Origin of the sequence: Paraburkholderia sp. GAS42 (genome assembly GCF_050436565.1) — a bacterium.
GTDB lineage: Bacteria > Pseudomonadota > Gammaproteobacteria > Burkholderiales > Burkholderiaceae > Paraburkholderia.
In genome coordinates this window covers 60,846-86,930 of sequence record NZ_JBNDML010000013.1, presented here as the reverse complement: position 1 = coordinate 86,930, position 26,085 = coordinate 60,846, and the positions used below count along the sequence as shown (strand labels likewise).

Here is a 26,085-nt window from a genome sequence, read left to right as displayed (position 1 = left end):
TGGTTGCGCAAATCTGTTGTGCGAGTCCAGTTTCCACTGGTCTTTTTCGCGTCGCTGCGTTCGCTGGCGGGCGCGGGATATTCTCAGCTTGCTGGGTCGACGGCACACTTGCTTCAAAAGACGACTGATGGATCTGAGTCCGGCCCGAAAGGTGACAGGCACAGTGGAACGGATGCACAGCGATACGCCTGGCGTTTGGGTAGGTCGGCCTGGTCTCTGATGTTTTGCGCCCCAACGCACGAGTCAGTCGAGCAGCCGCCTCATCGAATCGCACTATCGATATCGATCGGTCGAAACCGGCCGAGCACTGCCCCATTCAGTTGACCGTACTCGACCCATCTCCGCCGTTCGCACAGTCCTCGGGTCAACGGCGGCTTCTGGCTTGAACGAGACTGTCGCAGTCCAAGCATTCACAACGACGTGCTTGCTTCAAATCGCAGCAGGGTTGGCCTGCATGATCAGCACCATTGTGTTTGCGAGAATCTGCCGTGCAAGGCCGGCGTCACCCACCGCACGCGACATACTCACCGCGCCGACGATGGCGGTGAGAATCGCCGTTGCGCGGGCGGTCGCCGCCTCGCCGCTGCCGATGGTCTGCGCAATCTGCTGCACGTTTCTGTTGAACTGTTCGGCAATGACCTGCTGGACCTGCGGTCCTGCGTAGCGGGCTTCTCCGGCGAGCGTGCAAATACCGCAGCCGCTCGTCGGATCGGCCACATGCGCTGGATCAAGCCACGCGTCCACCACTTGCTCAAGAGTGGGTTTCTTCTTGCGCGAAAAAAGCACATCGAGCTTCGTCTGGCCTTTATCCATGGCGCGCCTGGCCGCCTCGGCAATCATTGCGTCGCGCGACTCAAAATGTCCGTAGAAGGCCCCTTTAGTGAGGCCCGCGTTCTGCATCAACTCCGCCACAGCAACGCTATCAAGCCCTCGTTCGCTTATCTGACCTGCGGCCGCATCCAGGATGCGCTCTCGGCTGGCCGCCTTCTCTGCTCGTGAATGTCCCATTGTTTCAATAGTTTCAACAAAGAGTTGCTTGACAATCTGCAGTACGGTCGCAATACTGTTTCTGCAGTACGGTTGGCCTGCACATTATAACCCGCCGGACAGGATGAGCCGCGTGAATTGGCGGCAAGGCATATCAGTGAAAGGAGAGCAGTTGATGAGCGCATTACTTGAACAAGCAGTCGAGGCCCACGGAGGGATCGAGAACTGGAGGAAGCTCCGCGCCGTTTCCGCCAGACTGGATATCGGCGGTGCCATATGGCAGGTCAAGGGGCAACCCGATATGTTCCGGGACGTCGAACTGGAGGCGGACCTGCGAACGCAACGCCTTGCGATGACGTCGCAGACTGCCGGTTGGAAAGGCCATTTCACGCCGGACCTGGTGCGAATCGAATCGTTGAAAGGAGATTGGATCGAAGAGCGCCACGCGCCAAGGACGTCGTATGAAGGCCATGCCCAGCAGACCCAATGGGACCGCTTGCATGCGTTGTACTTTGGCAGCTATGCCCTCTGGAGCTACCTGACCATACCGTTTCTCTATACATACCCCGGCTTCCGTACGGAAGTGTTGCCCGAATGGGAAGAAAACGGAGAGGTGTGGCAGCGGCTGAAGGTGACCTTCCCGGACTCGATTGCGAGCCATAGCCGGGAGCAGATCTCCTATTTCGGCAAAGATGGCCTGCTGCGCCGCCACGATTTCACAGTGGATGTGATGGGCGGCGCACCCGCTGCCAACTACGCATCGAACTATCAGAACGTTGGCGGCATCATCGTCCCGATGTCGCGTCGCGTCTATGCCCACGACACGGCAGGACAAAAGATCGATGACCCGCTCCTCGTGTCCATCGATTTTCGTTCGGTTGCATGGCGCACGGACTGAGCCTGTGTTCTGAACAGTCTTGTCGCGTTGTGGCGCGTACTACCAAATCACCAATGCCATTGTGTCGGCCGCGGAGATGGTGGGATCGGGCGAGATGTCAGTTCCCATCGCGACGGAATACGGACTCGAGGAAATCGGTGCTGCGATCGTCCATGCCGAGAAGGGCGGAAAAGTTCTGATGAAGGTGGCCCGCCGCGAGATCCCGCGCAGCGGCCGCTGCTGTCCGTCACCGTGCTACTGCCCACCCCACGTTCTAGACGCCGCGGCGAAGAGCGCGTTGATGTCCTTGTTGTTGGCTGCGTCGCTGGAATAGGTGAACGTGCCGTGCTCCTGGATTTCGCCGGCCGCGCGCAGCAGTGCGCCTAGCGCGGCGCGCGCCAGCGATCCGCCGACGCTGATGCGCCGCACACCTAACGCAGCAAGATCATCCACGCTGAGCAGCGCGCCCTGCAATCCCATCAGCACGTTGACCGGACGATCAACGGAACGCATCACTTCCGCGATTTCGTCCCGCGTTTTCAGACCCGGTGCGTACAGCACGTCGGCGCCGGCTTCCTGATACGCCTGGAGCCGCCGGATCGTGTCTGCCAGATCGGCGCGGCCAACCAGGTAGTTCTCCGCGCGTGCGGTCAGCGTGAAGGGAAACGGCAGCGCTCTTGCTGCTTCGACTGCAGCCCGTACACGTTCAGCAGCGAAATCGATCGCGTACAGCGGATCACCTGCACGACCCGTTGCGTCTTCGATCGAGCCGCCCACCACCCCGGTTGCCGCAGCCTGGCGGATCGTTTCGGCGGCCTCTTCCGGCGCATCGCCAAAGCCGTTTTCGAGGTCGGCACTCACCGGCAGATCGGTCGCCGAGGCGATCTCCGCCAGATGCACCATCATCTGTTCGCGACCAATCGAGTTGTCCGGCAGGCCGCGCGTGAACGCGTAGCCGGCGCTGCTCGTCGCGAGCGCCTTGAAGCCCGCGAGCGCCAGCAGCCGTGCGCTGCCGATGTCCCACGGGTTGGGAATGACAAACGTCTCCTTGTTCTCGTGATACGTCTTGAGAAGCTGTGCTTTTTCTGTCTGGGATTTCATCGCGGATTCCGTTGAAGGTCGGTGGCCAGGTCCATGCAGATAATGCACGCGATCCGGGCCCGCACGAATTCGGGAAAATCGGGAAAATTCAGGAAGGCCGGGAAAGATTCGTGAATACCGCCACTGGGCGCGGACGAACTGGAAGCGATCCGGACATCCGCGCCGTTTGGCGTCAATAGCGAACGAAGGCCGGCGCTCAGCTTTCGAGCGTCGCGCTCATCGAGACCTTCGCGTTCAACACCTTCGATACAGGGCAGCCCTTCTCAGCATCCGCGGCAGCTTTTTCGAAGGCCGCCTTGTCGGCGCCTGGAATCTTTACCTTGACGTCGAGATGGGACGCCGTAATCGCAAAACCGCCGTCGACCTTGTCGAGCGTGACGGTCGCCGTGGTGTCGATGCGCTCGGCCTTGAGGTTCGCCTTGCCGAGTTCCGCCGAGAGTGCCATCGAAAAGCAGCCCGCATGCGCGGCCGCAATCAGCTCTTCAGGATTGGTGCCCACGCCACTTTCGAAGCGCGTTGCGAAGGAATATTGCGTTTCTTTGAGAACCGTACTTTCAGTAGAGATTGAGCCCTTGCCGTCCTGCAGGCCGCCTTGCCAGACTGCTGATGCCTTGCGCTTCATCGCTTCTCTCCTGTAGTGCGCTGCCTGCACAGCCGTGACGTCGCTTTCCTGCGTTCCGCAACGGCTTCGCCCACGGGTTTTGCGGATCGGCAGATGTCACGTGTGCCATGCGTCAGACAGGCGCGGGCGTAAACCGACTTTCATCATAGGCGCTTCCCGATGTAAGCGCCGTGACGCGGCCAGGCGTTTTTCGACGCCCCTTTATTTTATCAAAATCCGTAACAATTATTATCCGGATTCACGCTTTTTCACGCAGACGCCGGGGAATAGACTTGATTCAACGGTTCAGGCAGGGCGATTAAGCCACAAAGAACCCATAATCAAACTCTGGAGGTCGTCATGAAATCCCTTCTTTCCGCAGTACTCGTGGCATCGGTTCTCGCTATTCCGGCTGTCTCGTTCGCACAGCAGGCCAATGCGCCGCTGACCCGCGCGCAGGTTCGCGCAGAAGTGGTCGCCGCACAGAAGGCCGGTCTGCTGAACCAGAACGACACGACTTATCCGAAGCTGTATTCGGCACAAACGGCGACGCCCGCTTCGGTGACGCCGCAGCAGAATGAGGCCGTGGGTGGCGTGAAGACGTCGGCATCGCAATCGGGCAACCGTCCGGCGCCTGAAAGCGGCATCTTCGCGACTTATCGCGGGAATTAAGCCTCAGGCTTCTGGTTGCAGCAGTAGCAGGAACAGAAACGCCCCGACTGGCAATGCCCAGTCGGGGCGTTGTGCCTTGCAGGAAGCGCGTGCGGCGCGGCCGGCTTACTCCGCGAACGGCAGACTGTCCTGCCCTTGCGCACGCATGCCAAACACGTTCAGCGTCATTGCCACAAGCGCGTAATAGCCGAGCAGACCCACGAGGTTGATCGTCACCTCGTGACCGAAACGCTCGACGGCCTTCGCATACGTCGCATCGGATACGCGCTTCGCGTCGTACAGTTCGTTGGCAAAATCGAAGATGAGCGCGTCGTCGGGATCGTCGAACGCAGGACGTTGCCCCTGACGGATCATCTCGGCGACCGCTTCCGGCAAGCCCGCTTTCAGCGCGATCGGATAGTGGATGTACCACTCGGCCTGCGCCTGCCAGCGCTGGGCCGTGACCAGAATCGCGAGCTCGGAAAGACGCAACGACAACCCGGTCTGATAGCGGCAGAATGCACCGAGACGTTGCGCGTGCTGCGCGAACTCCGGGCTGTGAATCCAGCCGAGAAACGGTCCATTCAGATTGCCACGTGGGCCCGACAGGATTTCGTCGAGAACGGCTTTCTGTTCGGGCGTCGCGCGCGATGGGTCGAAGTCGGGTAGACGGTTGGTCATCGGTCAGTGCGAATTAACGGGTGTCGGGAGTGCGTCGGGCCAGCATGCGGTCGGGGACCGCCGTCCGGTGCGCCAGGTCACTGCGCGGGCAACGCGGCATCGATCGCATCGGCCAGCCGGCTGACGATATTGCCGATGTCGCGCGCCGTGCAGATAAACGGCGGTGCGAGCAGCACATGGTCGCCGTTCCTTCCATCGACCGTGCCGCCCATCGGATACACCATCAGGCAGCGCTCAAACGCTTCCGCCTTGATCTTTGCGTGAAGCTTGAGTGTCGCATCGAAAGGCGCTTTCGTCTCGCGGTCGCGCACCAGTTCGACGCCGACAAAGAGCCCGCGTCCGCGCACGTCGCCGATATGCGGATGTCCGGCGTAGCGTTCGCGCAGCAGCGCACGCAGCTGTTCGCCGCGCGCCTGCACGTTGACGAGCAGGTTGTCGTCGGCGATCACGCGCTGGACTTCCAGCGCGGCTGCGCAAGCCACCGCGTGGCCGATATACGTGTGGCCGTGCTGAAAGAATCCCGAGCCGCCGGTGATGGTCTGGTAGATCCTGTCGCTCACAAGCGTCGCGCCGATCGGTTGATAGCCGGCGCCGAGGCCCTTTGCGATCGTCAGCAGATCGGGCGCGACGCCGTCTTCGTCGCATGCGTACAGATGGCCGGTGCGGCCCATGCCCGACATGATCTCGTCGAGGATCAGCAGCACGCCGTACCGGTCGCACACCGCGCGGATCTTGCGGAAATATTCGCGCACCGGCGGCACAGCGCCCGCGGTCGCACCCACCACCGTTTCGGCGACGAAAGCGGCAACCGTCTCCGGGCCCAGTTCGAGGATCTTCTGCTCGAGTTCGTCCGCGAGACGCTGCGCGAACGCTTCTTCGCTTTCGTCGGCACGCTGCTCACGATAGGCGTAGCACGGGCTCACGTGATGCGCCTCGATCAGCAGCGGCAAAAACGGCTCGCGACGCCATGCATTACCGCCGATCGCCAGCGCGCCGAGCGTATTGCCGTGATAGCTCTGCCGACGCGCAATGAAATGTCGACGCTGCAACTCGCCCTTCTCGACGAAATATTGCCGCGCGAGTTTGAGCGCCGCTTCGATTGCCTCCGATCCACCCGACACGAAATACACATGTTCGAGGCCTTCAGGTGCATCGGCAACCAGACGGTCGGCGAGTTCTTCGGCCACCTCAGTCGTGAAGAACGACGTATGCGCGTAAGGCAGTTGCTGCGCCTGCCGCTTCATTGCATCGATTACCCGCTGGTTGCTGTGACCGAGACACGAGACGGCTGCGCCGCCGGACGCATCGATGTAACGCTTGCCGGTCGAATCGATGATTTCGATGCCGTCGCCAGCGACGGCCACGGGCAACGCCTTCTTCGGCATCCGGTGAAATACGGTGGACATGCGATTCCTTTTGACGATCGATGCGATTCAACATGCGATGTGCATTTATACATCAACGCAACATATGTTGTCAAAACGGATGCGACCGCACAAGCGCGAACCGCCTGACGGGCGACTCAGAAAGAAAGCACATCACACCACGTAAGCGCCCTTCGCGTGCAGCGAGCGTTCGGCCTGCTCGAGCTGCTCGACGGCGCCCGCGCCTTCGAGCGCGAGCAGATGCGCGACCAGCGATTCGGCGATCGCCGTCGCCGCGACGAGCGACGGAAAAAACGACGGGCTTTCGTGTGAAAAGATCAGCACCTTGTCGGCGTTCAGCGCGATTGGGGAGACGGCGCTGTCGGTAATCGCGATCAGCTTGCTGCCTTTTTCGAGCGCGGCTTCCGCGACGCGCACCGCTTCGACCGAATACGGCGCGAAGCTGACAACGATGGTCGCGCTATCGCGATCGATGCCGCGCAACTGCATTTCCAGCGTGCCCGCTTCGCCGGTCAGCAAAGACACGGACGAACGGAACAGCCTGTAGCCATACACAAGCCCGAACGCCACGGCATAACAGGAGCGAAAACCCGCGACATGGACGTGCGGCGCGCGACGCAGCACGCGCGCGGCCTCCACGGTGATGCGCGCGTTGTGCGCGGCGGTCAGTTCGAGATTGTGCTGCTGCGCGACGAGCAGATCGTGCGCGAGCGCGTCTTTGGCATTCCCCTTGACGAGCGATCGTGCGCGGCTCGTGAGCGGCTCCGGCCGCGTGCGTACACGCGCCACGAACAGATCGCGCAGTTCGTTCCAGCCAGGAAAACCCAGCTGCTGTGAGAGCCGCACGAGCGACGCCGGTTGCACCTGCGCGCGCTCGGCCACCTTGCGCATCGACGAAACGGCGACTTCGTCAGGATGATCGAGCAGAAATGCCGCGCCCATCTGGAATTGCGGGCTCAGTTCGGAGAAGCGCGCCCGGATCAGGGCGGCGAGCTGGTCGAAACTGTCGGGCATGCGATGTACCGGGGAAGGGGTTGACAACAAATGTTACCACCCGGTGCATCGCACGCGACGCCACTTTCTACAGCAACGCGACCACCCGCACGTCGCCCTGCTCCGCCGACGCCACCACCTTGCCGGCCACGCGCCGGAACGTGATCGACACCGACGAGTCGCCCACCTTCAGATCGCTGACTTCGAGCCAGTCGATACCTTCCGGCAGCATCGGTTGCTCGATCAGCACCTCGCGCTTTTCCGCGTCAATTGTGATGCCGAGACACGCTTCGAGCATCATGAACGGCGAGCCGGCAGCCCACGCCTGCGGCAGACACGCGACCGGATACGCGGTCGGCGGCTCGCCGCGACGGCGCGGGAACCCGCAGAAGAGCTCCGGCAGGCGCATATCAAAGTTGACCGCCGCCTGGAACAGCGCCTGCAGCAATCGCACCGCCGCGCCCTTCGCGCCATAGCGCGCGAGGCCGCGCGCGCACAACGCGTTGTCGTGCGGCCAGACAGAGCCGTTGTGATACGCCATCGGATTGAAACGGGCCTGGTCGGCGGCAAGCGTGCGCACGCCCCAGCCGGTGTGAAACAGCGCCGATTCGAGTCCACGCGCGACCGCTTCGCCGCGCTCCTTTGCAGCCAGCCCGAACGCGAGCAGATGCCCGGCATTCGATGCCATCACGCGGCACAGGTCGCCCTGACCGTCGAGCGCAATACCGTAGAAGCCCAGGTCTTCCATCCAGTACTTCTCTTCAACGCACGCGCGAATCGACGCCGCGCGTTTCGCGTAGCCCGCGGCATCGTCGGTCTGGCCGCGCAGCGTGGCGAAATGCGCCATTGTGTCGAACGCCGCGCTCGCATACGCCTGCACTTCGACGAGCGCGATCGGGCCATCGGGGAAGCGGCCATCCGCGTGAAAGACGGAGTCGTGGCTGTCTTTCCAGCCCTGGTTGGCGAGGCCGCCATCGGATGCGCGCTGATAGTCGAGCAGACCGTAGCGGTTCTTGTCACAGACGCCGGAGACCCATGCCGCGGCACGCACCAGCGCGGGCCACAGTTCGTCGATCAGACCGTGATCGCCGGTGCGCGCCACATAAGCGCCGGCCAGCACGATAAAGAGCGGCGTGGTGTCGACGCCGCCGTAGTACAGCGCGAACGGCACTTCGCCGGTCGCGGCCATCTCGCCCTTGCGCATCTCATGCATGATCTTGCCGACCGCGGCATCGCGGAACGCGGAATCTTCGCGCGCCTGATGTTCGGCGAGAAAACGCAGCACGCCGCGCGCGAGGCCTGGTTGCAGCCACAGCGCTTGCAGCGACGTGATGACTGCATCGCGACCAAATGGCGTCGAGAACCACGGAATGCCCGCATACGGATACGGCCCCGTCGCGAGATCGGTGGTGAGCAGACCGAGGTCGGCGAGCGAGCGATCGATCCATGCGTTGAAAAGCGGATTGCTGGAACGCACGCGCGCGGTGACACGGCGTCGCTCACGCATCACAAGGTGAGCGTCGACGAGCGCGGCGCGTACCGCAGCGCGTCCTACGCGCGGACGTGCGGCGTCGATCTGGGACAGATGCGCGTCGCTCACGCCGTGTGTCGGCGCCGATATCTGGGCGCCGGGCGCGGCCGCTCCTTGCGCTTCGACCTTCACCGCCACCGACAGATAAATCGACACGCACGCCTGGGCCGGCAACTGCACCGAAAAGTCAGCGCGGTCGGCGAACAGTTTGGTCGGTGCCGGAGAAAACGCGATGCGCACGCGGCGCGCGACGTCGTCGAGTCCGACATAACCGAGCAGCACATCGCCATTTTCGACACGGGGCGCTTCGATCGTGCCCTGCTTCGGCCGCTTGAGACCGCGCACTTCGAACATGTCGCGGAAATCGCTCGCGAAGGAGACGGACAGCGGCACGACTGCATCGCTCGTGCCGTAGTTGGTCAATTCGATGGCTTCGTTCAGCACGGTGCCCGACAGCACGCGCACGCGCTGCACGTGGATCACGCCTTCGGGCGTGCTCGTGCCGCCGAGCGGCGGCAGCGGACGGTTCGTCAGATGGGCGGTGAACGCAGTGTTGTCGCTGCTGACGCTGCCCGACAGCAGCGAAGGCGCGCGTCCACCAAACGTAAGCCGCAGGCCGGACAGCACGCGCATATCGTTGACGAACAGGCCGTCGTCGCGGCCCGTGATGTCGCCGAGCGGGTCGTTGACGATAAACGTGTCGCCCGATTTCAGCACGTACTGATTCGCGGTCGCGACGGTCAGGTTCTCCGGCGGAATGAAAACGGCATCCGCTTCGGGCGCGTAAATGTCCGGCTTGCCCGCATGCGACAGTCCACCGAGTGCTTCTGGATCCTGCATCAGCTTCTCTCCTTCCGGTTAGCGTCGTACCGATTGTAGAAGGTCTTCGAGAATCACACGAATAGACGACACCTGCGTTGCGTCAGGACTGAACGGCGGGAAGGACGTTTCGACGCGCGAGGCGGATCGCGCGTGAGTCAACAGGCGTCGGCGACAGCGGCGCGCGAAGCGTACCTTTTCAGGCCCGCGTGTTTTAGCCAGGTGAACGGCTCGCCACGACGATAGCGATAAATCATCGCTATTTGCGCAGGGAATCTGCGATTCGCTGGAAACGCGGCGGCTTTAGCGCGCTTCGCTCACGTCGCCGATGAATGCATCGACGTAGCGGTTGAACGCCGCCGGGTGCGCGAGATTCATGCCGTGCGATGCGCCCATCACGGTTTCGCGCCGCGCGTCGGGCAGCCACGCGGCGAGCGCGTCGACCGTGCGATGGAACATGCCGGGGCTTTTCTCGCCGTCGATCAGCAGCACCGGGCAGCGGACTTCGGCGGCGTCTTCGGGTGTGTAGGGCGGCAACGGATCGCGGAACTGCGGCGCAAGCGTGTGCGCGTTATCAGTCGCCATCCGGCGAAAACCCGCCGTGCTCTTTGCCCAGAAGCCAGGACGGCTCACCGAATCGACGAAGAGTTGCAGCCCCGCTTCCACTTCGCCTGCTTCGATCAGGTGTGCCGCACGGGCGCGCAAGGCGTTGACCGGTTCCGGCAGGCTGGCAGGGGGACGGCCGGCGATCTGCAACGGGCCGCCCGGATCGGCGAGTGTCACTGTGCGGACCTGCTGCGGATGGCGTCGTGCGCAATGAAACGTCACGCAGCCGCCGCGCGAATGTCCCACGACGTGCGCCGGACCCGCGCCGAAGCGATCGATGAATTCTGCGACTTCGTCGGCGTGCTGGCTCCAGCTGAACGGTACGCCGGCGGGTGTCCCGGCGGCCGGCCAGTAGTGCGTGAGGCTGACCGCGACGCATCGATAGCGTGCCGACAGGCCGCCGAGCTGCGGCTGCCAGTACCGGTAATCACACAATGAGCCATGCACGAACAGCACCAGTTCGCCCTCGCCGCGCGCGACGTAAGGCATACGCAAGCCGTTCTTCAATTCGATGAATGACGACGACGAAATGGGATCAGGAGAATTCACGGAAGGGAAATGAAAGCGGCGCGCTTTTGAAAAAGCGCGCCGCCTGCAGCAGGCGCTCAGTCGAAAGCGTGCGAATGGAGCAGTGTAGACGCAGCGCCCGCGCCGCGCACGGCGCACGTCAGCGGTTCGTCGGCGACGCGCACATCGAGGCCAAGCTGGTTCGCGAGCCAACGGTCGAGATTGGCGAGCAGCGAACCGCCGCCCGTCAGCACGATGCCGCTGTTGGCGATATCCGTGACGAGCTCCGGCGGCGCGCATTCGAGCGCCGTCTTCACCGCGCCGATCACATGCCCGAGCGGCGAGACGATCGCATCGGCGATATCCTGGCTGGTCAGCTGGACCGTGCGCGGCAGGCCGTCGTCGAGGCTGCGGCCGGTCGCGTTCATGCGTTCGGTCGGCACGTCGCGGATCGCAGTGCCGATGGTCTTTTTCACGTGTTCGGCGGTCTGGTCGCCGAGCACCACGCCGTAGACGCTGCGTACGTAGTTGACGATCGCCAGGTCGAACTGGTCGCCGCCGACGCGGATCGAGCCGCTATACGCCATGCCGCCCAGCGCGATCACGCCGACTTCGGTCGTGCCGCCGCCGATATCGACCACCATCGAACCCGTCGCTTCCGACACCGGCAACCCCGCGCCCACCGCCGAAGCCAGCGATTCGCCGATCAGGTTCACTTTCCATGCGCCGGCCGCCGTGGCAGCTTCGCGGATCGCACGACGTTCGACCTGGGTCGCGCCCGCCGGCACGCAGATCGTGAACGATGCACGTCGCCCGAAACGCGGCATCGTGCTCGACATGTCGACGAACTGGCGAATCATGTGTTCAGCCGCGGCGAAATTGGCGATCACACCGTGGCGCATCGGTCGCACCGCTTCGAGATTGCCGGGTACGCGCCCGAGCAGCTGTTTCGCTTCCTTGCCCACCGCCGCCACGCGCTCCTGACCGGCCGCTGCATGCTTCTGAAAGCACACCACGGAAGGCTGATTGAGCACCACGCCATTGTCCTGCGTGTAGATCAGCGTGTTGGCCGTGCCGAGGTCCACCGCCACGTCGGGGCTGAAGAACCGTTTGAAGAAGGATTGTTGCGGCATCGCTCTGGCCATGGGCAGGCTCTACTGGTGTAGGCGGCCGTCCGCTGCCGGAGCGGCCAGATGTCCGTCGGCAATGCAGTGAGCCTTGGCAGGCGAAACCGCGATCGCGCGTCGGGTGCTTTTTCGGGCTATTAACCCATTAACGGCACCCCGCTCAAAAAACTTTAGGGGGCGCGCGATTTTACACAAAATTACACTTCGAATTAAATTATTACCGGTTGGCTAAATGCTCTACATGGGCGTTTCGCGAATGCTTTTTTACAGTTGCGCGAGTTCGGCGGTGAACATCCGCTGTAACGCGGGCCACGCTGCCAGCGGCGCAGCATGCGGGGCAACTGCCGGACTGGACCACATCAGCGCACGATTGCAGGTATCCTTTTCAGGCCCTTTTCTACTGCTGCTCCATGCGCGACATGGAAGCCTTCACTGGAGAATCGCTTGAGCCAGCCACCCGCCGCACCGGGTTCGCCGGGCGCGCCCGCCGGACCAGCCAGACCGGCTGCGCCCGCGCCCGCGCCGCTACAGGGCGGCCAGCTGGCGCTCGCAACGCTCGCCGTCGCGCTGGCGACGTTCATGAACGTGCTCGATTCGTCGATTGCGAACGTCGCGATACCGACGATCTCGGGCAATCTCGGCGTCTCGGTCGACGAAGGCACGTGGGTCATCACTGTGTTCGCCGCAGCCAACGCCGTGTCGATTCCGCTGACCGGCTGGCTCACGCAGCGGCTCGGGCAGATCAGGCTGTTCGTGGGCGCGATCCTGATGTTCGTGCTCGCGTCCTGGCTGTGCGGGATTGCGCCGACGCTCCCGGTGCTGCTCTGTGCGCGCGTGTTGCAGGGCGCAGTGGCCGGACCGCTGATTCCGCTCTCGCAGGCGATCCTGCTCAGTTCGTGGCCGAAGGAAAAATCGTCGACGGCGCTGGCGCTCTGGGCGATGACCGCGACGGTCGGTCCGATTGCCGGCCCTGCGCTCGGTGGCTGGATCACCGACAGCTATTCGTGGGCGTGGATCTTCTACATCAATATCCCGGTCGGCATTTTCGCGGCGGGCGTCACGTGGATGATCTACCGCAATCGAGAAAGCGCTACCCGCAAGCTACCCATCGATGTGGTCGGCCTCGGCCTGCTGGTCGCGTGGGTCGCCTCGCTGCAGATCATGCTCGACAAGGGCAAGGACCTCGACTGGTTCTCGTCGCCGGTGATCGTCGTGCTCGCGGTCACGGCGCTGATCACTTTCGCGTTTTTTCTCGTCTGGGAGCTGACCGAAGAGAACCCGATCGTCGATCTACGGCTCTTCACGCAGCGCAATTTTCTTGGCGGGACGATCGCAATTTCGGTTGCGTACGGTGTGTTCTTCGGCAATCTCGTGCTGCTGCCGCAATGGATGCAGGTGTACCTGAATTACCGTTCGGTCGATGCCGGCCTTGTCACCGCGCCGCTCGGCATCTTCGCGGTGATTCTCGCGCCCGTCATGGGGCGCGTGCTGCCGCGCTCCGATGCGCGCATCATCGCGACGCTCGCGTTTGTCGGCTTTGCCATCGTCTTCTATATGCGCTCGAAATATGTGATCGAAATCGACACCTGGCATCTGGTGATGCCGACGCTGTTGCAGGGCATTCCGATGGCGATGTTCTTCGTGCCGCTGACGGCGATCATCCTGTCCGGCCAGCCGCCGCAGAAGATACCGGCTGCAGCGGGGTTGTCGAATTTCGCGCGGGTATTTTGCGGCGCAGTCGGGACGTCGATTGCCGGCAACGCGTGGAATAACCGCACGGTGCTGCATCACGAGCGACTGACCGAGCGCGCCAGCATCAACAATCCGCTTTTCAGCCAGCAGATCGATTCGACGCAATCGATACTGCATCTGAATACGCAGTCGGCGCACGCACTGTTCGATTTTCAGCTGAATACGCAGGCCGCGATGATGGGGCTGAACGACATCTTCTTTGTATCAGCGATTATTTTCATTCTGATCATTCCGCTGATCTGGATCACGCGGCCGGCCAAAGGTGGCGGCGGTGGCGGCGCGTCTGGGGCGCATTGAGGCGGCCTGGGGTGGCCAGGATAAGCCGCGTCGCGGGCTAGCGGAAATACCGTGCAGGTGTCTCGCCCAGCGCCTGCCGGAACACCGCGATAAACGACGACACGTCGTTGTAACCCACTTCCAGCGCCACCTGCGTGACACTTGCGCCATGACCCAGCCTGGTGAGCGCGCACAAGAGACGCATCTGCTGCCGCCACTGGCCGAACGTCAAACCCGTTTCCTTCACGAAAAGACGCGCCGCCGTACGCGCGGTCACGCTTGCATCCTCGGCGAGATCGTCGAGCACGTCGGGTCGTGCCGGGTTCGCCAGCAGTGCGTTGGCCATATGCTGGATGCGCAGATCCTTCGGCCAGTTGAGCGCCAGCGGCACGGGCGCCAGCTCGGGCAGCCGGTCCAGAATGACGCTGACGATGCGCGCCTGCGGACCTTCCGCGGGATGGTCGGCGCCGAATTCCGCCGCGGCCGTCAGTAACGCGTCGGTCAGCGGATCGATCGCGACCACGCAGCATTGCGCCGGAACCGGCGCCGCGTCGCCGTCGACATATAACGTACGCAGCGCGGCGTCCATCGCGCACGACACCCGATGCAACGCGCCCGCCGGCACCCACACCGCGCATTTCGGCGGCGCGACCCACATGCCGGCTTCCGTGCGCACGGTCAGGACGCGGTCGCGCGCGCCGACCAGCCGCGCGCGCGCATCCGTGTGCCATATGCCCTCGCCGGCCAGACATCGCTCCGCCATCACGAAGATGGCGCCGCCGGCCACTTCCGGATCGATTACGTTCATGACTGTCCGTTTTGCCCTGTTGCCCATTAAAACGGAGCAAATCTAGCATGCAAAGCGAACGCGCGCAGGACGCGAGCCAGCGAGCCGCCGGCCGCGCATTGCCGCTAGAATCGCGACATTCAACCGCTCTCAACCATGAACTATTCAGGCATCCTCGACCAGATTCATCGTGATCTCAAGCCCTGGCTGGGAACGGGACGCGTTGCCAGCTACATCCCCGAACTGGCGAGCGTTTCCGCCGACCGCTTCGGCATGGCGATCGTCAGAACCTCAGGCGAGGTCTTTCGCACCGGCGAAGCCGATACGCGCTTTTCGATTCAGAGCATCTCGAAGCTGTTTGCCTGCACGCTGGCGTTCCAGCTGCTCGGCGACGCGCTGTGGCAGCGCGTCGGCCGCGAGCCGTCGGGCACCGCGTTCAACTCGCTCGTGCAGCTCGAAGCCGAACAGGGCAAGCCGCGCAATCCGTTCATCAATGCCGGCGCGCTGGTTGTCACCGATGTCCTGTGCCGCCGGTTTGTGAAAGCGGAAACGGCGCTGGTCGAATTTATCCGGCGCCTGACCGGCGAGCGCAGCATCGGTTATGACCTGGCCGTCGCGCAGTCGGAGTTGCAGCACGCGCATCGCAATCGCGCGATGGCGCACTTCATGGCGAGCTTCGGCAATCTGGAAATGCCGCCGGACATGGTGGTCGATGCATACACCCGCCAGTGCGCGATTTCGATGAGCTGCGTCGAACTCGCGCGCGCGGCGCTGTTTTTGAGCAACCGCGGCGTGGTGCCGTCGACCGGCGAACACGTCGTCGACGCCAGTTCCGCCAAACGCCTTTCCGCGTTGATGCTGACCTGCGGCACCTACGACGCCGCAGGCGACTTCGTCTACCGCGTCGGCTTGCCGGCGAAAAGCGGCGTCGGTGGCGGCATCGTAGCGGTGCTGCCCGGCGAGATGGCCGTGTGCGTGTGGTCGCCGGGACTTGACGCGAACGGAAATTCGCTCGCCGGCACGCTCGCGCTGGAATGGCTCACGACTTACACCGAGCAGTCGATCTTCTGACCGGACGCCGCGCCTGGTCTGGCTGCGGCGGCTTTTCCCTTCCCTTGCCCACGGCATCGCAAAGCGTTTTGCGATGCGGCACCACGCCGTCTTTCTATAGGGAAACATCAAAGTTTGCGGGGAAAATTGATCGGAAGGCCGGTACCACTGTTGAAGTTTTAGGCATGAGACAGGGTCGAAGTTCGCAGCAGCAACTACGATCTCTGAGGCTGCATCTATTCCAGCGCCGCAAAGTTTGCGGAATCGCCCACCAACAACCCTTCCGAAACAACAACAAAAAAGGGACGCATCGCAATCATGCTGCGTCGCATCAAATAGGGACGCATCATTGCGAATTGGATATGTCGCCGACACGTCTTGCATGGATTTGCACCCGCCACAGGCGAGGACAGCCACCCGAGCCTCACGCAGGCAGCCCCCTGCATTCACGCCCATCCGCAACAACGCACGCGGCCGCGCTTTTTATCTCCGAACATTTCAACCGAAGCTAAAGCAAAAGATGTCCCGGTAACGACAGAAGCGATAGGCGTCCGTGCGGAGATCTATGTGCCGAGCCTTGCGACCGCGCTCAAACGCAAGATGCTGACGGAGCTCGGCGCACAGGTCGTTGTAGCCGGAAATACCTATGTCGAGGCACTCGCGGCTAGCGAAGCTCGGGCCGCTGAATCGGGAGCGCTGAACGTGCATGCGTTCGACAATGCGGCTACTGTAGCAGGACAAGGAACCATTGCGATCGAACTCGACGCGCAGGTGCCGGACGTCGACACCGTGCTGGTCTCCGTTGGCGGTGGTGGCTTTATCGGCGGTATCGCAGCGTGGTTTGCCGGGCGGGTAAAGGTCGTCGCTGTCGAACCGACGCAATGTCCAACGTTAAATCGCGCGTTGCTGGCTCGCACCCCCGTCGACGTCGATACAGGGGGCATTGCCGCAGATTCTCTAGGGTGCAGGCGTATCGGTAACGTGCCTTTTTCCGTTCTTCTTCCGGCCGTGAGCGACTCCGTGCTGGTGTCGGATGAGCAGATCCGCGATGCGCAGATGGTTCTGTGGGAAAAGCTCAGGATCGCCTCGGAGCCCGGAGGCGCGACCGCTTTCGCGGCGCTGGTTTCGGGCGCTTATGTCCGCTCGCCCGGTGAGAAAATCGCCGTGGTCATCTGCGGAGGCAACGCTGATCCAGCGTCGTTCGCATAAAGAGCATCCAGACGACATTGGCTTGAGCGATTTGCTGAGGCCGGCTGACGTAGAGCGAAGCAAAGTTGTCACCGTAGGGGAAGTAAAAGTTGTCACCCATTGAAAGGCCGAGGTAAACGGGTAAATCGTCTCCTTGGCGCATTGTCTTGCGCCGTTGCAAACGGTCTGGGCCACACCGCGCAGCGAAGCACATGACGCGTCCGGTTTCTCGTCTGTGTGGTTGCGGAACTGATCCGCACCAGTCACCCATCGGGATCAAGGCGAGCGCCGCTGATCTGACGTTTGCCCCTGGCTCACATCGAGCTCCAGAAAACCGTCGGTGCCAGGCCAATGTCCAGGAGTACATGACAATTCCAGGGTTACCCATGTGCGGGCACCAGACTGTTGTCGGCTCATGGTCTGGGCGTCTCAGTGGTGGCTACAACGGGATGGCCGGAGGCTGGGCCCAATCAACTCACTGGTTTGGTACCAATACATTTATCGGGCTCGCGGCCCCCCGCCAAACTTAACCAAAACATCGTTGAACCTCGAAGGGTTTGTCGTCCCGCATCATGTAGTAGGCCGCGCGCGCCAGCTTGTGCGCAAGTGCCTTCATCGCGACCACGGGCAGGCGCTTCGCCTTCTTGCGTTCATAAAAGCGTCGCGCCTGCGGGCAGGTTCGGAGCGCGAGCGCTGCGGCCTCGATGAACGCCCAGGCGAGATACTTGTTGCCGTTCCTTGTATTGCCTTCGCCCTTTTTCTTCCCGTTAGATATCCGCTTGCTCTCGACGCACCGGCAATAGGAGCTGAAATGGCCAACGCCAGGAAATCGCTTGATGGTCCCTGTCTCGAGCATGATGGTCGCAGCAAGCACATCGCCGATTCCGGGCGTGGTCTTCAGGATCTCGAACTCCGCGCGCAATTTCACTTCCTGATGGAGGAGGGTTTCGAGGGAGGCAATCTCCACACGCAGTGTGCGCAATACCGTCAGGTTTGCCATCAGCGAGCGCTCGACATGCGGCGGCAGCGCAAGTGCGTGTACCGCCGCGTCGTCGAGACGTTGGACATGGTCGCCGTTCATGCGCACGTTCAACTGTCTGGCCAGCAGGCTTTCGATACTGAGGATGTGCAGGGTGCGTTGCTGTACAAGCTGCATGCGCTTGCGCGCGAGGTCACGCAACCCGCGCTCCTGCGGCGGATAGATGTAGCCTTCAGGTAGCAGTCCGAGCCGGAAGACGTGGGCCAGGAATACGGCGTCGCGTTCGTCACCGGCGTACTTCAGGCCCTCGTACTGCTTGATGGCCGCCGTGTTGGCCAGATGGACGGCAAAGCCGGCGGCCATCAGTCCGTCGACGAGCCAGTACCAGTTGAACGTCGATTCCACCACCACTCCCTGCAGTTCGGCACGCCAAGGCACCAGTGCTGCCACAATCAGTGAAAGATCGTTGGCTAACCGCTTGCAGTACAGCACCCGATCTTGGTCGTCGATCACGGCGACCACGGCGTTATTCGAGTGCAGATCAATTCCGCTAAACTTCATTTCAGCCTCCTGAACGGGTCGGTTGAGCGTCGCATCTCAACTCTAGACCCTGGCCGCCCCCTTCTTGGGGCGGCCAGGAGGCCTTTCAATGATTATCAACTCCCGGTATGAGCTACGGACGGTGGCGGGTTCTGCTGCAAACAGCCGGCGACGCCGAGCCATCTCCAATACATAAGGATGCCTTATTTATTGGATAGGACAGCATTCCAGACGGCGGGTGCAGTAGTATCCTTGAGTCCGAGAGTGCGGAGATTGAACTGACCCTTGCGGATGCGGTGCATCAACTCGATGCCTGAAATCGTGGTCTTCGCAAACCCGAATCGTTTGAATCCGAGCATCACGTTCGTTCTGGACTTGATGTTTCGATGATCCTGTTCGATCACGTTATTCAGATACTTCGAGGAGCGCACACGCGTCCCCTCAGGCAGCAGAGCGTCAGCGATCATCTCGCGCACGGCCCGGTGCGAGGCGGCATACCCATCGAGCGTGATCGTCTCCGTGGCTGGCCCTGATGTTTGATGGCCTTGCTGAAAAAGGCTTTGGCCGCGCTCACGTCGCGCTTTGCCCTGAGCATGAAGTCCACTGTCTGGCCGCCCCGATCTACCGCCCGGTAGAGATAGACCCACTTGCCACGAATCTTCAGATAGGTCTCGTCAACACGCCATGACCGGCCAGTGGGTATGCCAAACCGGTTCCAGCGCTTGACGAACTCCGGCGTAAAGCGCTTTACCCAACGCATGATCGTGGTGTGTGCCAGCGACAATCCCCGCTCGGCCATCATCTCGACCAGATCGCGCAGGCTGAGCTTGTAGCGAAGGTACCAGCGCACACACAGAACAATGATCTCCCGATCAAAATGCCGGCCATCGAACAACCCCTCCAGACCCTTCCCCTTGCTCATCGCCGCCCAGGATCGCTACTTTAACCGGTCCAATGAGTCTATTTGCACCAGAACCATCTGAGCTATATCGGTTCTGGCCGCGTAGATGCCGATCACCGTGAGCGACCCCAACAAATTGCTCACACCGAACAGCGCACCCGCACGCCAGGCGCGACAGCGCCTGACCCAACCCCAGGTCAATCGCGCCCGGACCGAACACGGCCACGCTTTGCCGCAGGTCTTCCCATGGGAAGACATTGTCGTTGACGATCAAGCGGTCACCGAACCGCGTGCAGGTCTCGTGTTGGCGTGAGCGGTATGTGCCATCGGGGCTGGCCTGTATCGAACGCGGCAAGCTAAACGGCTCGCAACATACTGCCATCGAGTTGGCCATGAAAATTTGCCTGCCACTTTATGCCCAGATCGTGTACCCCCGACATCCATGACGGGGGCGCCAGGGCTGGGAATGCGTCAGACCGACTTACCTTCCAGCATCTTTACCGTGTCGTCCGTGGTCCAGACTCCATTGGCGATGAAGCGGTAATTGACCAGCGCAGCGCCATAGCCATCGCCTTCCGGCAGCTTTGGCCCCGCTACGGCGTCACGCACGACCGCCACCTCGAAGCCATTCTCGAGCAGATCGCGCAGATGCGACTCCACGCACAGGTTGGCCAGCATGCCCGCCAAAATGACCTGGTCCACGCGCTGCTTGCCCAGTTGGAGCTTCAGGTCATTGACCTGGGGGCCATAGAGCTTGTGCGGCGAGCAGATGATTGTCATGCCATCCTCGATGTACGGTTTGAACTCCGGAAGGAAGTCCGAGCCTGACCCGCGGAAGCCTTCAAGCGACAGCGCACTCGGACGGTCGAACAGGCCGAGATTGTGCTGGAATATCTCCGCCCCACCCTGGAACTGCCACCGATGGTCCTGCGGATAGTAGTAATGGGGGGAAATCGCTACCGCAATTCCGGCCTTCTTGGCTGCCTGAAACAGTCGTAACAGGTTCGGCACCATATTCTGCTCGGTCACGCTTGCGCCCACCACCGGCCACGCCCTGCCCTTCGGGCTCATGAAGTCAATCTGCGGATCGATCACGACGAACGCAGTGCGGGCAAGGTCAAGCTTCATGCCCGTCTTGGGCAGTGCCGGTTTGGCCGGATCTGCGTACTTGGCACCGCCACCGGCTGGCGCTGAGTAGGCCATCGAGGGCATTTGCGTCGAGGCCACTGCTGCGGCGGCAACCATGCCCTTGAAGAAGGTACGGCGGCCATGAAATTCTGGAGTTTCACACACAATAATTCTCCGGTTGGCTGCGCGGGAACGCTAGCAGGTGCGGCAGATGGTGATCTTCTGAAACAGCGGGCCGAACTCCATGCGCTTCGTGGACAGTTTTCGGGACTGCTGGACGTAGGTAGGACGTTGAGTCATGAGGTCATCCTGGATGAGCTGACTGACGGCGTGTTTCTCGACCATGGCGGTGCGTTCCAGATCGAGTGTCATCGGGGGAACGGGCATGCCGCGCTCGCTCGGATCGGTGTACTACGCCGGTTGTACTGCTGTTGGTAGTTGCCGCGTTGGGTCATGTTGGTTCCTGGGACTGGGGTGGACAACGAACACGCCGCGAGGCTCTCGAGCCGATGCATCGATGCTGACGTGATGCGTTGAAATCTAGAAGCAAATGCCTGCCTGAACTAGGGGCCGGGTGCGCATAATTCTGTCAATCGCGAAGCACCAATCGCGCTCAGCGAGAGATCATCAAGAATGAGCCGGCGCATTTGAAGATCCTGTCGTGCGGATGGCTGAGCTCGGTGAGAACGACCCAGCGGCGCGCGCTGGATGCGTTGCCGCAACATTGGTGAAGCACCTGCAACATCGAATTGCACGTAATGCATATCGCACCGCGAGGAGACCATGGCTAGACTGATCGCGTCTCCACTCAGGTCTAGACCCATGAAGATTGATCCCGTACGAACACAGCCTAGCTTCGCTGGAGTCACGCGCCGTCAGTTGTTGATCATCGGGGCAGGCACTGCAGCAGCAGTGGCTTTGCCATTCGCAGCGTCCGCTGCTCCTACTGCGCCGAATGGCGCTGAAACTCCGGAAGGAAATCCACCCATGAGCTATGTCACTACCAAAGACGGGCTCCAGATCTTCTACAAGGATTTGGGTCCCTCCAATGGCACTCCGATCGTCTTCTCGCACGGATGGCCTCTGAGCTCCGACGATTGGGACGCGCAGATGATGTTCTTCCTCTCCAAGGGCTATCGTGTCGTCGCGCACGATCGGCGCGGGCATGGCCGCTCGGCGCAAGTCTGGGACGGCCACGACATGGATCACTACGCCGACGACCTCGCCGCGGTCGTGAACCATCTCGACCTCAAGGGCGCGATCCACGTCGGCCACTCCACCGGCGGCGGCGAGGTCGTGCGCTATCTGGCTCGCCACGGCGAGAAGCGGGCCGCGAAGGCCTGCCTCATTAACGCCGTGCCGCCGCTGATGGTCAAGACCGCGTCGAATCCCGGCGGCCTGCCGAAGGACGTGTTCGACGCCCTGCAACGGCAGACGGCCACGAACCGGGCGCAGTTCTACCGCGACATTCCCGCCGGGCCGTTCTACGGCTTCAACCGGCCGGGCGTGAAGCCGCAGGAAGGCATCATCCAGAACTGGTGGCGCCAGGGGATGATGGGCAGCGCCAAGGCGCACTACGACGGCGTCGTCGCGTTCTCGCAGACCGACTTCACCGACGACCTGAAGAAGATCGGACTGCCGGTGCTGGTGATGCACGGCGACGACGACCAGATCGTCCCCTACGCCGACTCCGCGCCACTGTCGGCCAGGCTGCTGAAGAACGGCACGCTGAAGACCTACAAGGGCTTCCCGCACGGCATGCCGACAACGCACGCGGACGTCATCAACGCGGACCTGCTGGCTTTTATCAAGGCCTGATTGGGTCCGAATCAGTCGGCACCGTCGATGGCCGGTCCACCCTTGGGCTGAAGGCCATCGACGCGACGCCCACTCTGGACGTCCAGTCCTCCCTCCTGAAGACGCTCCGCTGAACCCTTCTTCTTGCCCACATTGCCATGACCAAACTCACTTTTGCCAACGGCGCCCCCGTTGTCGACAACTTCAACATCGAGACCGCCGGTGCGCGCGGCCCCGCGCTGTTGCAGGACATCTGGCTGCTCGAGAAGCTCGCCCACTTCGACCGCGAGGTGATCCCCGAGCGGCGCATGCACGCCAAGGGCTCCGGCGCATTCGGCCACTTCACGGTGACGCACGACATCACAGCGTACTCGAAGGCCAGGCTCTTTTCCGGCATCGGCAAGAAGACGGACGTCTTCGTGCGCTTCTCCACGGTGGCCGGCGAGCGCGGCGCGGCGGATGCCGAGCGAGACATCCGCGGCTTCGCGGTGAAGTTCTATACCGAGGAAGGCAATTGGGACCTGGTGGGCAACAACACGCCCGTGTTCTTCCTGCGTGACCCGCTGCGATTTCCCGACCTGAACCACGCCGTCAAGCGCGACCCGCGTAGCAACCTGCGCAGCGCCCAGAACAACTGGGACTTCTGGACGCTGCTACCCGAGGCGCTGCATCAGGTGACCATCGTGATGAGCGATCGCGGCCTGCCCGATGGCTATCGCCACATGCACGGTTTCGGCAGTCACACGTTTAGCCTCATCAACGAGGACAACGAGCGGCACTGGGTGAAGTTTCACCTGCGCAGCCGGCAAGGCATCCGTAACCTCATCGACGCACAGGCCGCCGCGATCGTCGCCAACGACCGCGAGAGCGCGCAGCGCGACCTGCTCGAGGCGATCGATGGCGGAGACTTCCCGCGCTGGACGTTGTGCATCCAGGTGATGACCGATCAGCAGGCGCAGGTCTGCCCGTTCAATCCCTTCGACCTCACCAAGGTCTGGCCGCACGGCGACTACCCACTCATCGAGGTGGGTGTGCTGGAGCTCAACCGCAACCCCGACAACTACTTCGCCGATGTCGAGCAGGCGGCGTTCTCGCCCGCCAACGTCGTGCCGGGCATCGGCTTCTCGCCGGACAAGATGCTGCAGGGGCGGCTCTTCAGCTACGGCGACGCGGTCCGCTACCGGCTGGGCGTGAACGCGCACCAGATCCCGGTGAACGCCCCGCGCTGCCCGATGCATAGCTATCACCGCGACGGCGCGATGCGCGTGGACGGCAATCAGGGCGGGCTGCCCGGAATCGTACCAAACAGCCGCGGCGAGTGGGCTGACAGCTCGCAGGGCGGAGCCGCCGCTGCTGCTCTCGGGCGCAGCCGCGCACTGGGACCATCGCGCGGACGAGGACTACTACTAGCAACCGGGGGCGCTGTTCCGACTGATGTCGCCCGAGCAGAAGCTGCAGCTCTTCGACAACACGGCGCGCTCGTTCGGCGGCGCGAGCGAGGACGTGCAGCAGCGGCATATCCGCAATTGCACGATGGCCGATCCGGCCTATGGCGCAGGGGTTGCCGAGGCGCTGAAGAACCGCTAGTCAGGCACCGGGCGCGTCGGTACAGCAAGTTGCCCAACGCGCCCCGTGAAAGGCGTGGCAGAGTGCGTACGCTTATGCGCATCAATGAAGAGGTTCACTTGAAGCGATGATCACAATCCTTGAACTGTCCTCCGTTGGCGCGGTGCACACCGCATTCGCTCTCGTGGCCGTTGTCTGCGGCCACGCAATGCTCCTGCGCTTCGGCCAACATACCAAGGTCTTACCGCAATCTCCCAACTGACAGATTGACACGTGCCGAACGTTACCTTGATCCTCGCCAGTCGTCTTGCCAAGTCTATTGACCTCGCAGGGGCACCAATGGCGCCGAGGCGGCTTGTCGATCATCACGCGTTGGTGAAAAAGCCCCCGCGCATTGAAGGTCCAGCGCCCGGATCGCTTCCGTCATGTGATCGACGAACACGCGGATACGCGACGGCAGATGCTGACGACTCAGGTAGCAGATGTAGTGGCCCCGGTCATCGGGTGCGTACTGTGGCATGGAGTGAACCAGTTTCCCCTCGCGCAGCAGATCGCAGATCAGGTACCCTCCCAACTGAGCGATGCCTTTGCCTTGGAGGACGGCCTCCAGCACTAGCCCGACATCGTTGAACATGAGGCGCGATGGCGGAGTCAGTTTGCGCGCGCCCCCCTCCACCGTGAACTCCCATTCGTAGACGCGGCCCGACGGCAGACGGACGTTGATGCAATCGTGCTGCATCAACGCGTCCGGCGACTCGGGCATACCGCGCCTTACCGCATACTCGGGCGAGGCGCACACCAAAGTCTGCATCGGGACGATCTGTTTCGCGACGATCCGGCTGTCGGCCAGGCGCCCGTTGAGAAACGAGACGTCGATGCGGTCCGACGTGAAGTCGCTCGCTACATCGCTCAGGTGCAGCTCGATCCCGATGTCGGGGTACTTCTCCTGGAAGCCCCACAGTAGTGGCGCAACCACCTTGCGGCCGAAGCCCACGGAAGCGGAGACCCGCAGGCGTCCTCGCGGCGGACCGTCGCGAAGATCGCGCAGGTCCTCCATCGCCTCTTTGATGAGAGTGACGCTGGGCTGGCAGCGGGCATGGAAGATCTCGCCTTCGCGCGTGAGCGAAATGCTGCGCGTCGTCCGACTCAACAGACGCAAGCCGACCTGCGCCTCCAGCTTCTGGATGCCGCGGCTGACCGCGGAACGAGTGATCCCGAGCCGGTCAGCGGCCTTGGAAAAGCCGCCTTCGGCTACGACGGTGATGAAGGCGACGACTCCGGGATAGCTCGTCGCGAAACTCGATGCAAGCGCGTCCGAGTTGTCGCCAGCGGCAGTTGTCAAAAGAGGGGACTGCATGGCGAAGCAGGACTGAGCCTTGTAGCGACCGAGCCAGTCCTCGAACCGGATTGCGCCGATGCGGGGGTTCTCCCCGGGCGTGAGCGTCCGATCCGAGAGGAGGCCACCGAAGTAGCGCGCGTGGATATCCGGCACGACCTTGCGCGTATCCTGCGTCGCCCGCAGGAAGCGCCTGACCAGTTCGTCCAGCGGCATCGCCTCCGGACCGGCGACTTCGACCGTGCCGTTGACCGGCGGCGCGACTGCAACCTCGGCAAGCGCCGCTGCAACGTCCGCTGACGCGATCGGCTGGATCAGCGCCGGCGACAAGCGAATCTCCTTGCCTAAGGTGGCCAACTGGGCAGCCGACTGGGCAATGTCGCCGACAAACTCGTAGAACTGCGTCGCACGCACGATGGTGTAGGGAATGCCGGACCCCTTGATGAGGCTCTCCTGCGCGACCTTCGCCCGGAAATAGCCACAGTCGGTAAGCCGTTCGCTACCAACGATCGAGAGGGCCACATGGTGGCGTACGCCGGCGGTAGCGCCCGCAGCCAGCAGGTTGCGGCCCGATGTCTCGAGCAACTCGAGGGCAGCCTTGTCTTCCCACACTGGCGCGTTCGCCGCATCGACGACGACCTCCGCGCCGTCGAGCGCTTTGGCCAAACCCTCGCGGGTGATGGTGTTGTCGCCGGTGTCAGGGGCGGCTGCGAACACGTCATTGCCGCGCTTGCGAAGGTCCTCCACAAGCATCGTTCCGATGAGGCCGGTGCACCCGATGACGACAATTTTCATGTTTTCTCTCCGTTTCTCGACCGCAAACCGTTGTCGTCGATGTGTGTGGAGATTGCCCGCGCGCTCCGGGGAAGTCCTTGCCTTCACCTTGAATTTCTCTGCAGGAGAGCTTGGTTCTTCGTCC

At 62.4% G+C, this 26,085-nt stretch carries 21 protein-coding genes and 2 pseudogenes; 7 read left to right on the top strand and 16 right to left on the bottom strand.

Going from position 1 to position 26,085, the window contains the following annotated elements; translation table 11 throughout:
* Window positions 1-429 precede the first annotated feature (429 nt).
* Window positions 430-1,008: a TetR/AcrR family transcriptional regulator gene (locus P3T16_RS19920; RefSeq protein WP_429343553.1), complete on the bottom strand. Its 579-nt coding sequence runs from the start codon at window positions 1,006-1,008 to the stop codon at window positions 430-432.
* Between the two features lie 154 nt (window positions 1,009-1,162).
* Between P3T16_RS19920 and P3T16_RS19915 the strand changes: the two genes are divergently transcribed.
* Window positions 1,163-1,885: a hypothetical protein gene (locus P3T16_RS19915; RefSeq protein ID WP_429343552.1), complete on the top strand. Its 723-nt coding sequence runs from the start codon at window positions 1,163-1,165 to the stop codon at window positions 1,883-1,885.
* 234 nt (window positions 1,886-2,119) lie between these two features.
* On the opposite strand, the gene P3T16_RS19910 is transcribed toward P3T16_RS19915, so the two are convergent.
* Window positions 2,120-2,965, bottom strand: coding sequence for an isocitrate lyase/PEP mutase family protein (locus P3T16_RS19910; protein WP_429343551.1), 846 nt, complete (start codon window positions 2,963-2,965; stop codon window positions 2,120-2,122).
* 196 nt (window positions 2,966-3,161) lie between these two features.
* On the bottom strand, window positions 3,162-3,587 hold the full coding sequence (locus P3T16_RS19905) for an OsmC family protein (RefSeq protein WP_429255750.1): 426 nt from the start codon (window positions 3,585-3,587) through the stop codon (window positions 3,162-3,164).
* Between the two features lie 339 nt (window positions 3,588-3,926).
* On the opposite strand from P3T16_RS19905, the gene P3T16_RS19900 reads away from it, so the two are divergent.
* Window positions 3,927-4,238 carry a DUF4148 domain-containing protein gene (locus P3T16_RS19900; protein WP_429343550.1) on the top strand — a complete coding sequence of 104 codons (312 nt, stop codon included), beginning with the start codon at window positions 3,927-3,929 and terminating at the stop codon, window positions 4,236-4,238.
* A 105-nt stretch (window positions 4,239-4,343) separates the two neighbouring features.
* On the opposite strand, the gene P3T16_RS19895 is transcribed toward P3T16_RS19900, so the two are convergent.
* The 6 genes from P3T16_RS19895 to P3T16_RS19870 all read right to left on the bottom strand — a co-directional run bounded on the left by P3T16_RS19895 (window position 4,344) and on the right by P3T16_RS19870 (window position 11,884).
* Window positions 4,344-4,898, bottom strand: a complete 555-nt coding sequence (locus P3T16_RS19895; RefSeq protein WP_429343549.1) for a carboxymuconolactone decarboxylase family protein — start codon at window positions 4,896-4,898, stop codon at window positions 4,344-4,346.
* A 77-nt stretch (window positions 4,899-4,975) separates the two neighbouring features.
* A complete protein-coding gene (locus P3T16_RS19890) occupies window positions 4,976-6,304 on the bottom strand; it encodes an aspartate aminotransferase family protein (RefSeq protein WP_429343548.1) in 1,329 nt (442 codons plus the stop codon).
* A gap of 132 nt (window positions 6,305-6,436) precedes the next feature.
* A complete protein-coding gene (locus P3T16_RS19885) occupies window positions 6,437-7,297 on the bottom strand; it encodes a MurR/RpiR family transcriptional regulator (protein ID WP_429255754.1) in 861 nt (286 codons plus the stop codon).
* A 67-nt stretch (window positions 7,298-7,364) separates the two neighbouring features.
* A complete protein-coding gene (locus P3T16_RS19880) occupies window positions 7,365-9,647 on the bottom strand; it encodes an amylo-alpha-1,6-glucosidase (protein WP_429343547.1) in 2,283 nt (760 codons plus the stop codon).
* A gap of 282 nt (window positions 9,648-9,929) precedes the next feature.
* Entirely contained in the window at window positions 9,930-10,721 is a 792-nt protein-coding gene (locus P3T16_RS19875; protein ID WP_429343637.1) for an alpha/beta fold hydrolase, read from the bottom strand.
* Between the two features lie 116 nt (window positions 10,722-10,837).
* The gene (locus P3T16_RS19870; RefSeq protein ID WP_429343546.1) at window positions 10,838-11,884 is read right to left on the bottom strand and encodes a rod shape-determining protein; all 1,047 of its coding nucleotides are present in this window, start codon (window positions 11,882-11,884) and stop codon (window positions 10,838-10,840) included.
* Window positions 11,885-12,310: 426 nt separating this feature from the next.
* On the opposite strand from P3T16_RS19870, the gene P3T16_RS19865 reads away from it, so the two are divergent.
* On the top strand, window positions 12,311-13,915 hold the full coding sequence (locus P3T16_RS19865) for a DHA2 family efflux MFS transporter permease subunit (RefSeq protein WP_429343545.1): 1,605 nt from the start codon (window positions 12,311-12,313) through the stop codon (window positions 13,913-13,915).
* A gap of 37 nt (window positions 13,916-13,952) precedes the next feature.
* Here the strand turns inward: P3T16_RS19865 and P3T16_RS19860 are convergent, their stop codons facing one another.
* Window positions 13,953-14,702, bottom strand: coding sequence for an AraC family transcriptional regulator (locus P3T16_RS19860; protein ID WP_429343544.1), 750 nt, complete (start codon window positions 14,700-14,702; stop codon window positions 13,953-13,955).
* Window positions 14,703-14,837: 135 nt separating this feature from the next.
* Here P3T16_RS19860 and P3T16_RS19855 point away from each other — a divergent pair, with 135 nt between their 5' ends.
* Together P3T16_RS19855 and P3T16_RS19850 are read left to right on the top strand one after the other, a co-directional pair.
* Window positions 14,838-15,752 (top strand): glutaminase, encoded by a 915-nt coding sequence (locus P3T16_RS19855; RefSeq protein ID WP_429255759.1) that lies wholly within the window; start codon window positions 14,838-14,840, stop codon window positions 15,750-15,752.
* Window positions 15,753-16,109: 357 nt separating this feature from the next.
* Complete coding sequence (locus tag P3T16_RS19850) at window positions 16,110-16,940, top strand: pyridoxal-phosphate dependent enzyme (protein WP_429343543.1); 831 nt, start codon at window positions 16,110-16,112, stop codon at window positions 16,938-16,940.
* A gap of 505 nt (window positions 16,941-17,445) precedes the next feature.
* On the opposite strand, the gene P3T16_RS19845 is transcribed toward P3T16_RS19850, so the two are convergent.
* The 5 genes and pseudogenes from P3T16_RS19845 to P3T16_RS19825 all read right to left on the bottom strand — a co-directional run bounded on the left by P3T16_RS19845 (window position 17,446) and on the right by P3T16_RS19825 (window position 20,854).
* Window positions 17,446-18,459 (bottom strand): IS110 family transposase, encoded by a 1,014-nt coding sequence (locus tag P3T16_RS19845; RefSeq protein WP_429343542.1) that lies wholly within the window; start codon window positions 18,457-18,459, stop codon window positions 17,446-17,448.
* Between the two features lie 182 nt (window positions 18,460-18,641).
* Window positions 18,642-19,360, bottom strand: a protein-coding gene (locus P3T16_RS19840; protein ID WP_429343541.1) for an IS6 family transposase whose coding sequence is annotated in 2 segments (ribosomal slippage) — window positions 18,642-18,956 and window positions 18,959-19,360 — 717 coding nt in all. Because the reading frame shifts where the segments join, the coding sequence is not laid out codon by codon here.
* A 69-nt stretch (window positions 19,361-19,429) separates the two neighbouring features.
* Window positions 19,430-19,625: pseudogene (locus P3T16_RS19835) on the bottom strand (dihydrolipoyl dehydrogenase); the annotation flags it as partial.
* Window positions 19,626-19,810: 185 nt separating this feature from the next.
* Complete coding sequence (locus tag P3T16_RS19830) at window positions 19,811-20,551, bottom strand: cysteine hydrolase (RefSeq protein ID WP_429343636.1); 741 nt, start codon at window positions 20,549-20,551, stop codon at window positions 19,811-19,813.
* 111 nt (window positions 20,552-20,662) lie between these two features.
* The gene (locus P3T16_RS19825) at window positions 20,663-20,854 is read right to left on the bottom strand and encodes a hypothetical protein (protein ID WP_429343540.1); all 192 of its coding nucleotides are present in this window, start codon (window positions 20,852-20,854) and stop codon (window positions 20,663-20,665) included.
* A 600-nt stretch (window positions 20,855-21,454) separates the two neighbouring features.
* On the opposite strand from P3T16_RS19825, the gene P3T16_RS19820 reads away from it, so the two are divergent.
* Window positions 21,455-22,285 carry an alpha/beta fold hydrolase gene (locus P3T16_RS19820; RefSeq protein WP_429343539.1) on the top strand — a complete coding sequence of 277 codons (831 nt, stop codon included), beginning with the start codon at window positions 21,455-21,457 and terminating at the stop codon, window positions 22,283-22,285.
* A gap of 137 nt (window positions 22,286-22,422) precedes the next feature.
* Window positions 22,423-23,851 (top strand): annotated as a pseudogene (locus tag P3T16_RS19815) (catalase).
* A gap of 295 nt (window positions 23,852-24,146) precedes the next feature.
* On the opposite strand, the gene P3T16_RS19810 reads toward P3T16_RS19815, so the two are convergent.
* A complete protein-coding gene (locus P3T16_RS19810; RefSeq protein ID WP_429343538.1) occupies window positions 24,147-25,961 on the bottom strand; it encodes a LysR substrate-binding domain-containing protein in 1,815 nt (604 codons plus the stop codon).
* Between the last annotated feature and the right edge of the window lie 124 nt (window positions 25,962-26,085).

Coding starts and splice junctions, on each gene's coding strand:
- P3T16_RS19830 (WP_429343636.1), bottom strand. CDS start 20,551: ATGCCCTCGATGGCCTACTCAGCGCCAGCCGGTGGCGGTGCCAAGTAC.
- P3T16_RS19845 (WP_429343542.1), bottom strand. CDS start 18,459: ATGAAGTTTAGCGGAATTGATCTGCACTCGAATAACGCCGTGGTCGCC.
- P3T16_RS19870 (WP_429343546.1), bottom strand. CDS start 11,884: ATGGCCAGAGCGATGCCGCAACAATCCTTCTTCAAACGGTTCTTCAGC.
- P3T16_RS19890 (WP_429343548.1), bottom strand. CDS start 6,304: ATGTCCACCGTATTTCACCGGATGCCGAAGAAGGCGTTGCCCGTGGCC.
- P3T16_RS19905 (WP_429255750.1), bottom strand. CDS start 3,587: ATGAAGCGCAAGGCATCAGCAGTCTGGCAAGGCGGCCTGCAGGACGGC.
- P3T16_RS19920 (WP_429343553.1), bottom strand. CDS start 1,008: ATGGGACATTCACGAGCAGAGAAGGCGGCCAGCCGAGAGCGCATCCTG.
- P3T16_RS19910 (WP_429343551.1), bottom strand. CDS start 2,965: ATGAAATCCCAGACAGAAAAAGCACAGCTTCTCAAGACGTATCACGAG.
- P3T16_RS19895 (WP_429343549.1), bottom strand. CDS start 4,898: ATGACCAACCGTCTACCCGACTTCGACCCATCGCGCGCGACGCCCGAA.
- P3T16_RS19915 (WP_429343552.1), top strand. CDS start 1,163: ATGAGCGCATTACTTGAACAAGCAGTCGAGGCCCACGGAGGGATCGAG.
- P3T16_RS19855 (WP_429255759.1), top strand. CDS start 14,838: ATGAACTATTCAGGCATCCTCGACCAGATTCATCGTGATCTCAAGCCC.
- P3T16_RS19810 (WP_429343538.1), bottom strand. CDS start 25,961: ATGAAAATTGTCGTCATCGGGTGCACCGGCCTCATCGGAACGATGCTT.
- P3T16_RS19860 (WP_429343544.1), bottom strand. CDS start 14,702: ATGAACGTAATCGATCCGGAAGTGGCCGGCGGCGCCATCTTCGTGATG.
- P3T16_RS19880 (WP_429343547.1), bottom strand. CDS start 9,647: ATGCAGGATCCAGAAGCACTCGGTGGACTGTCGCATGCGGGCAAGCCG.
- P3T16_RS19875 (WP_429343637.1), bottom strand. CDS start 10,721: ATGCCTTACGTCGCGCGCGGCGAGGGCGAACTGGTGCTGTTCGTGCAT.
- P3T16_RS19885 (WP_429255754.1), bottom strand. CDS start 7,297: ATGCCCGACAGTTTCGACCAGCTCGCCGCCCTGATCCGGGCGCGCTTC.
- P3T16_RS19820 (WP_429343539.1), top strand. CDS start 21,455: ATGAGCTATGTCACTACCAAAGACGGGCTCCAGATCTTCTACAAGGAT.
- P3T16_RS19900 (WP_429343550.1), top strand. CDS start 3,927: ATGAAATCCCTTCTTTCCGCAGTACTCGTGGCATCGGTTCTCGCTATT.
- P3T16_RS19825 (WP_429343540.1), bottom strand. CDS start 20,854: ATGCCCGTTCCCCCGATGACACTCGATCTGGAACGCACCGCCATGGTC.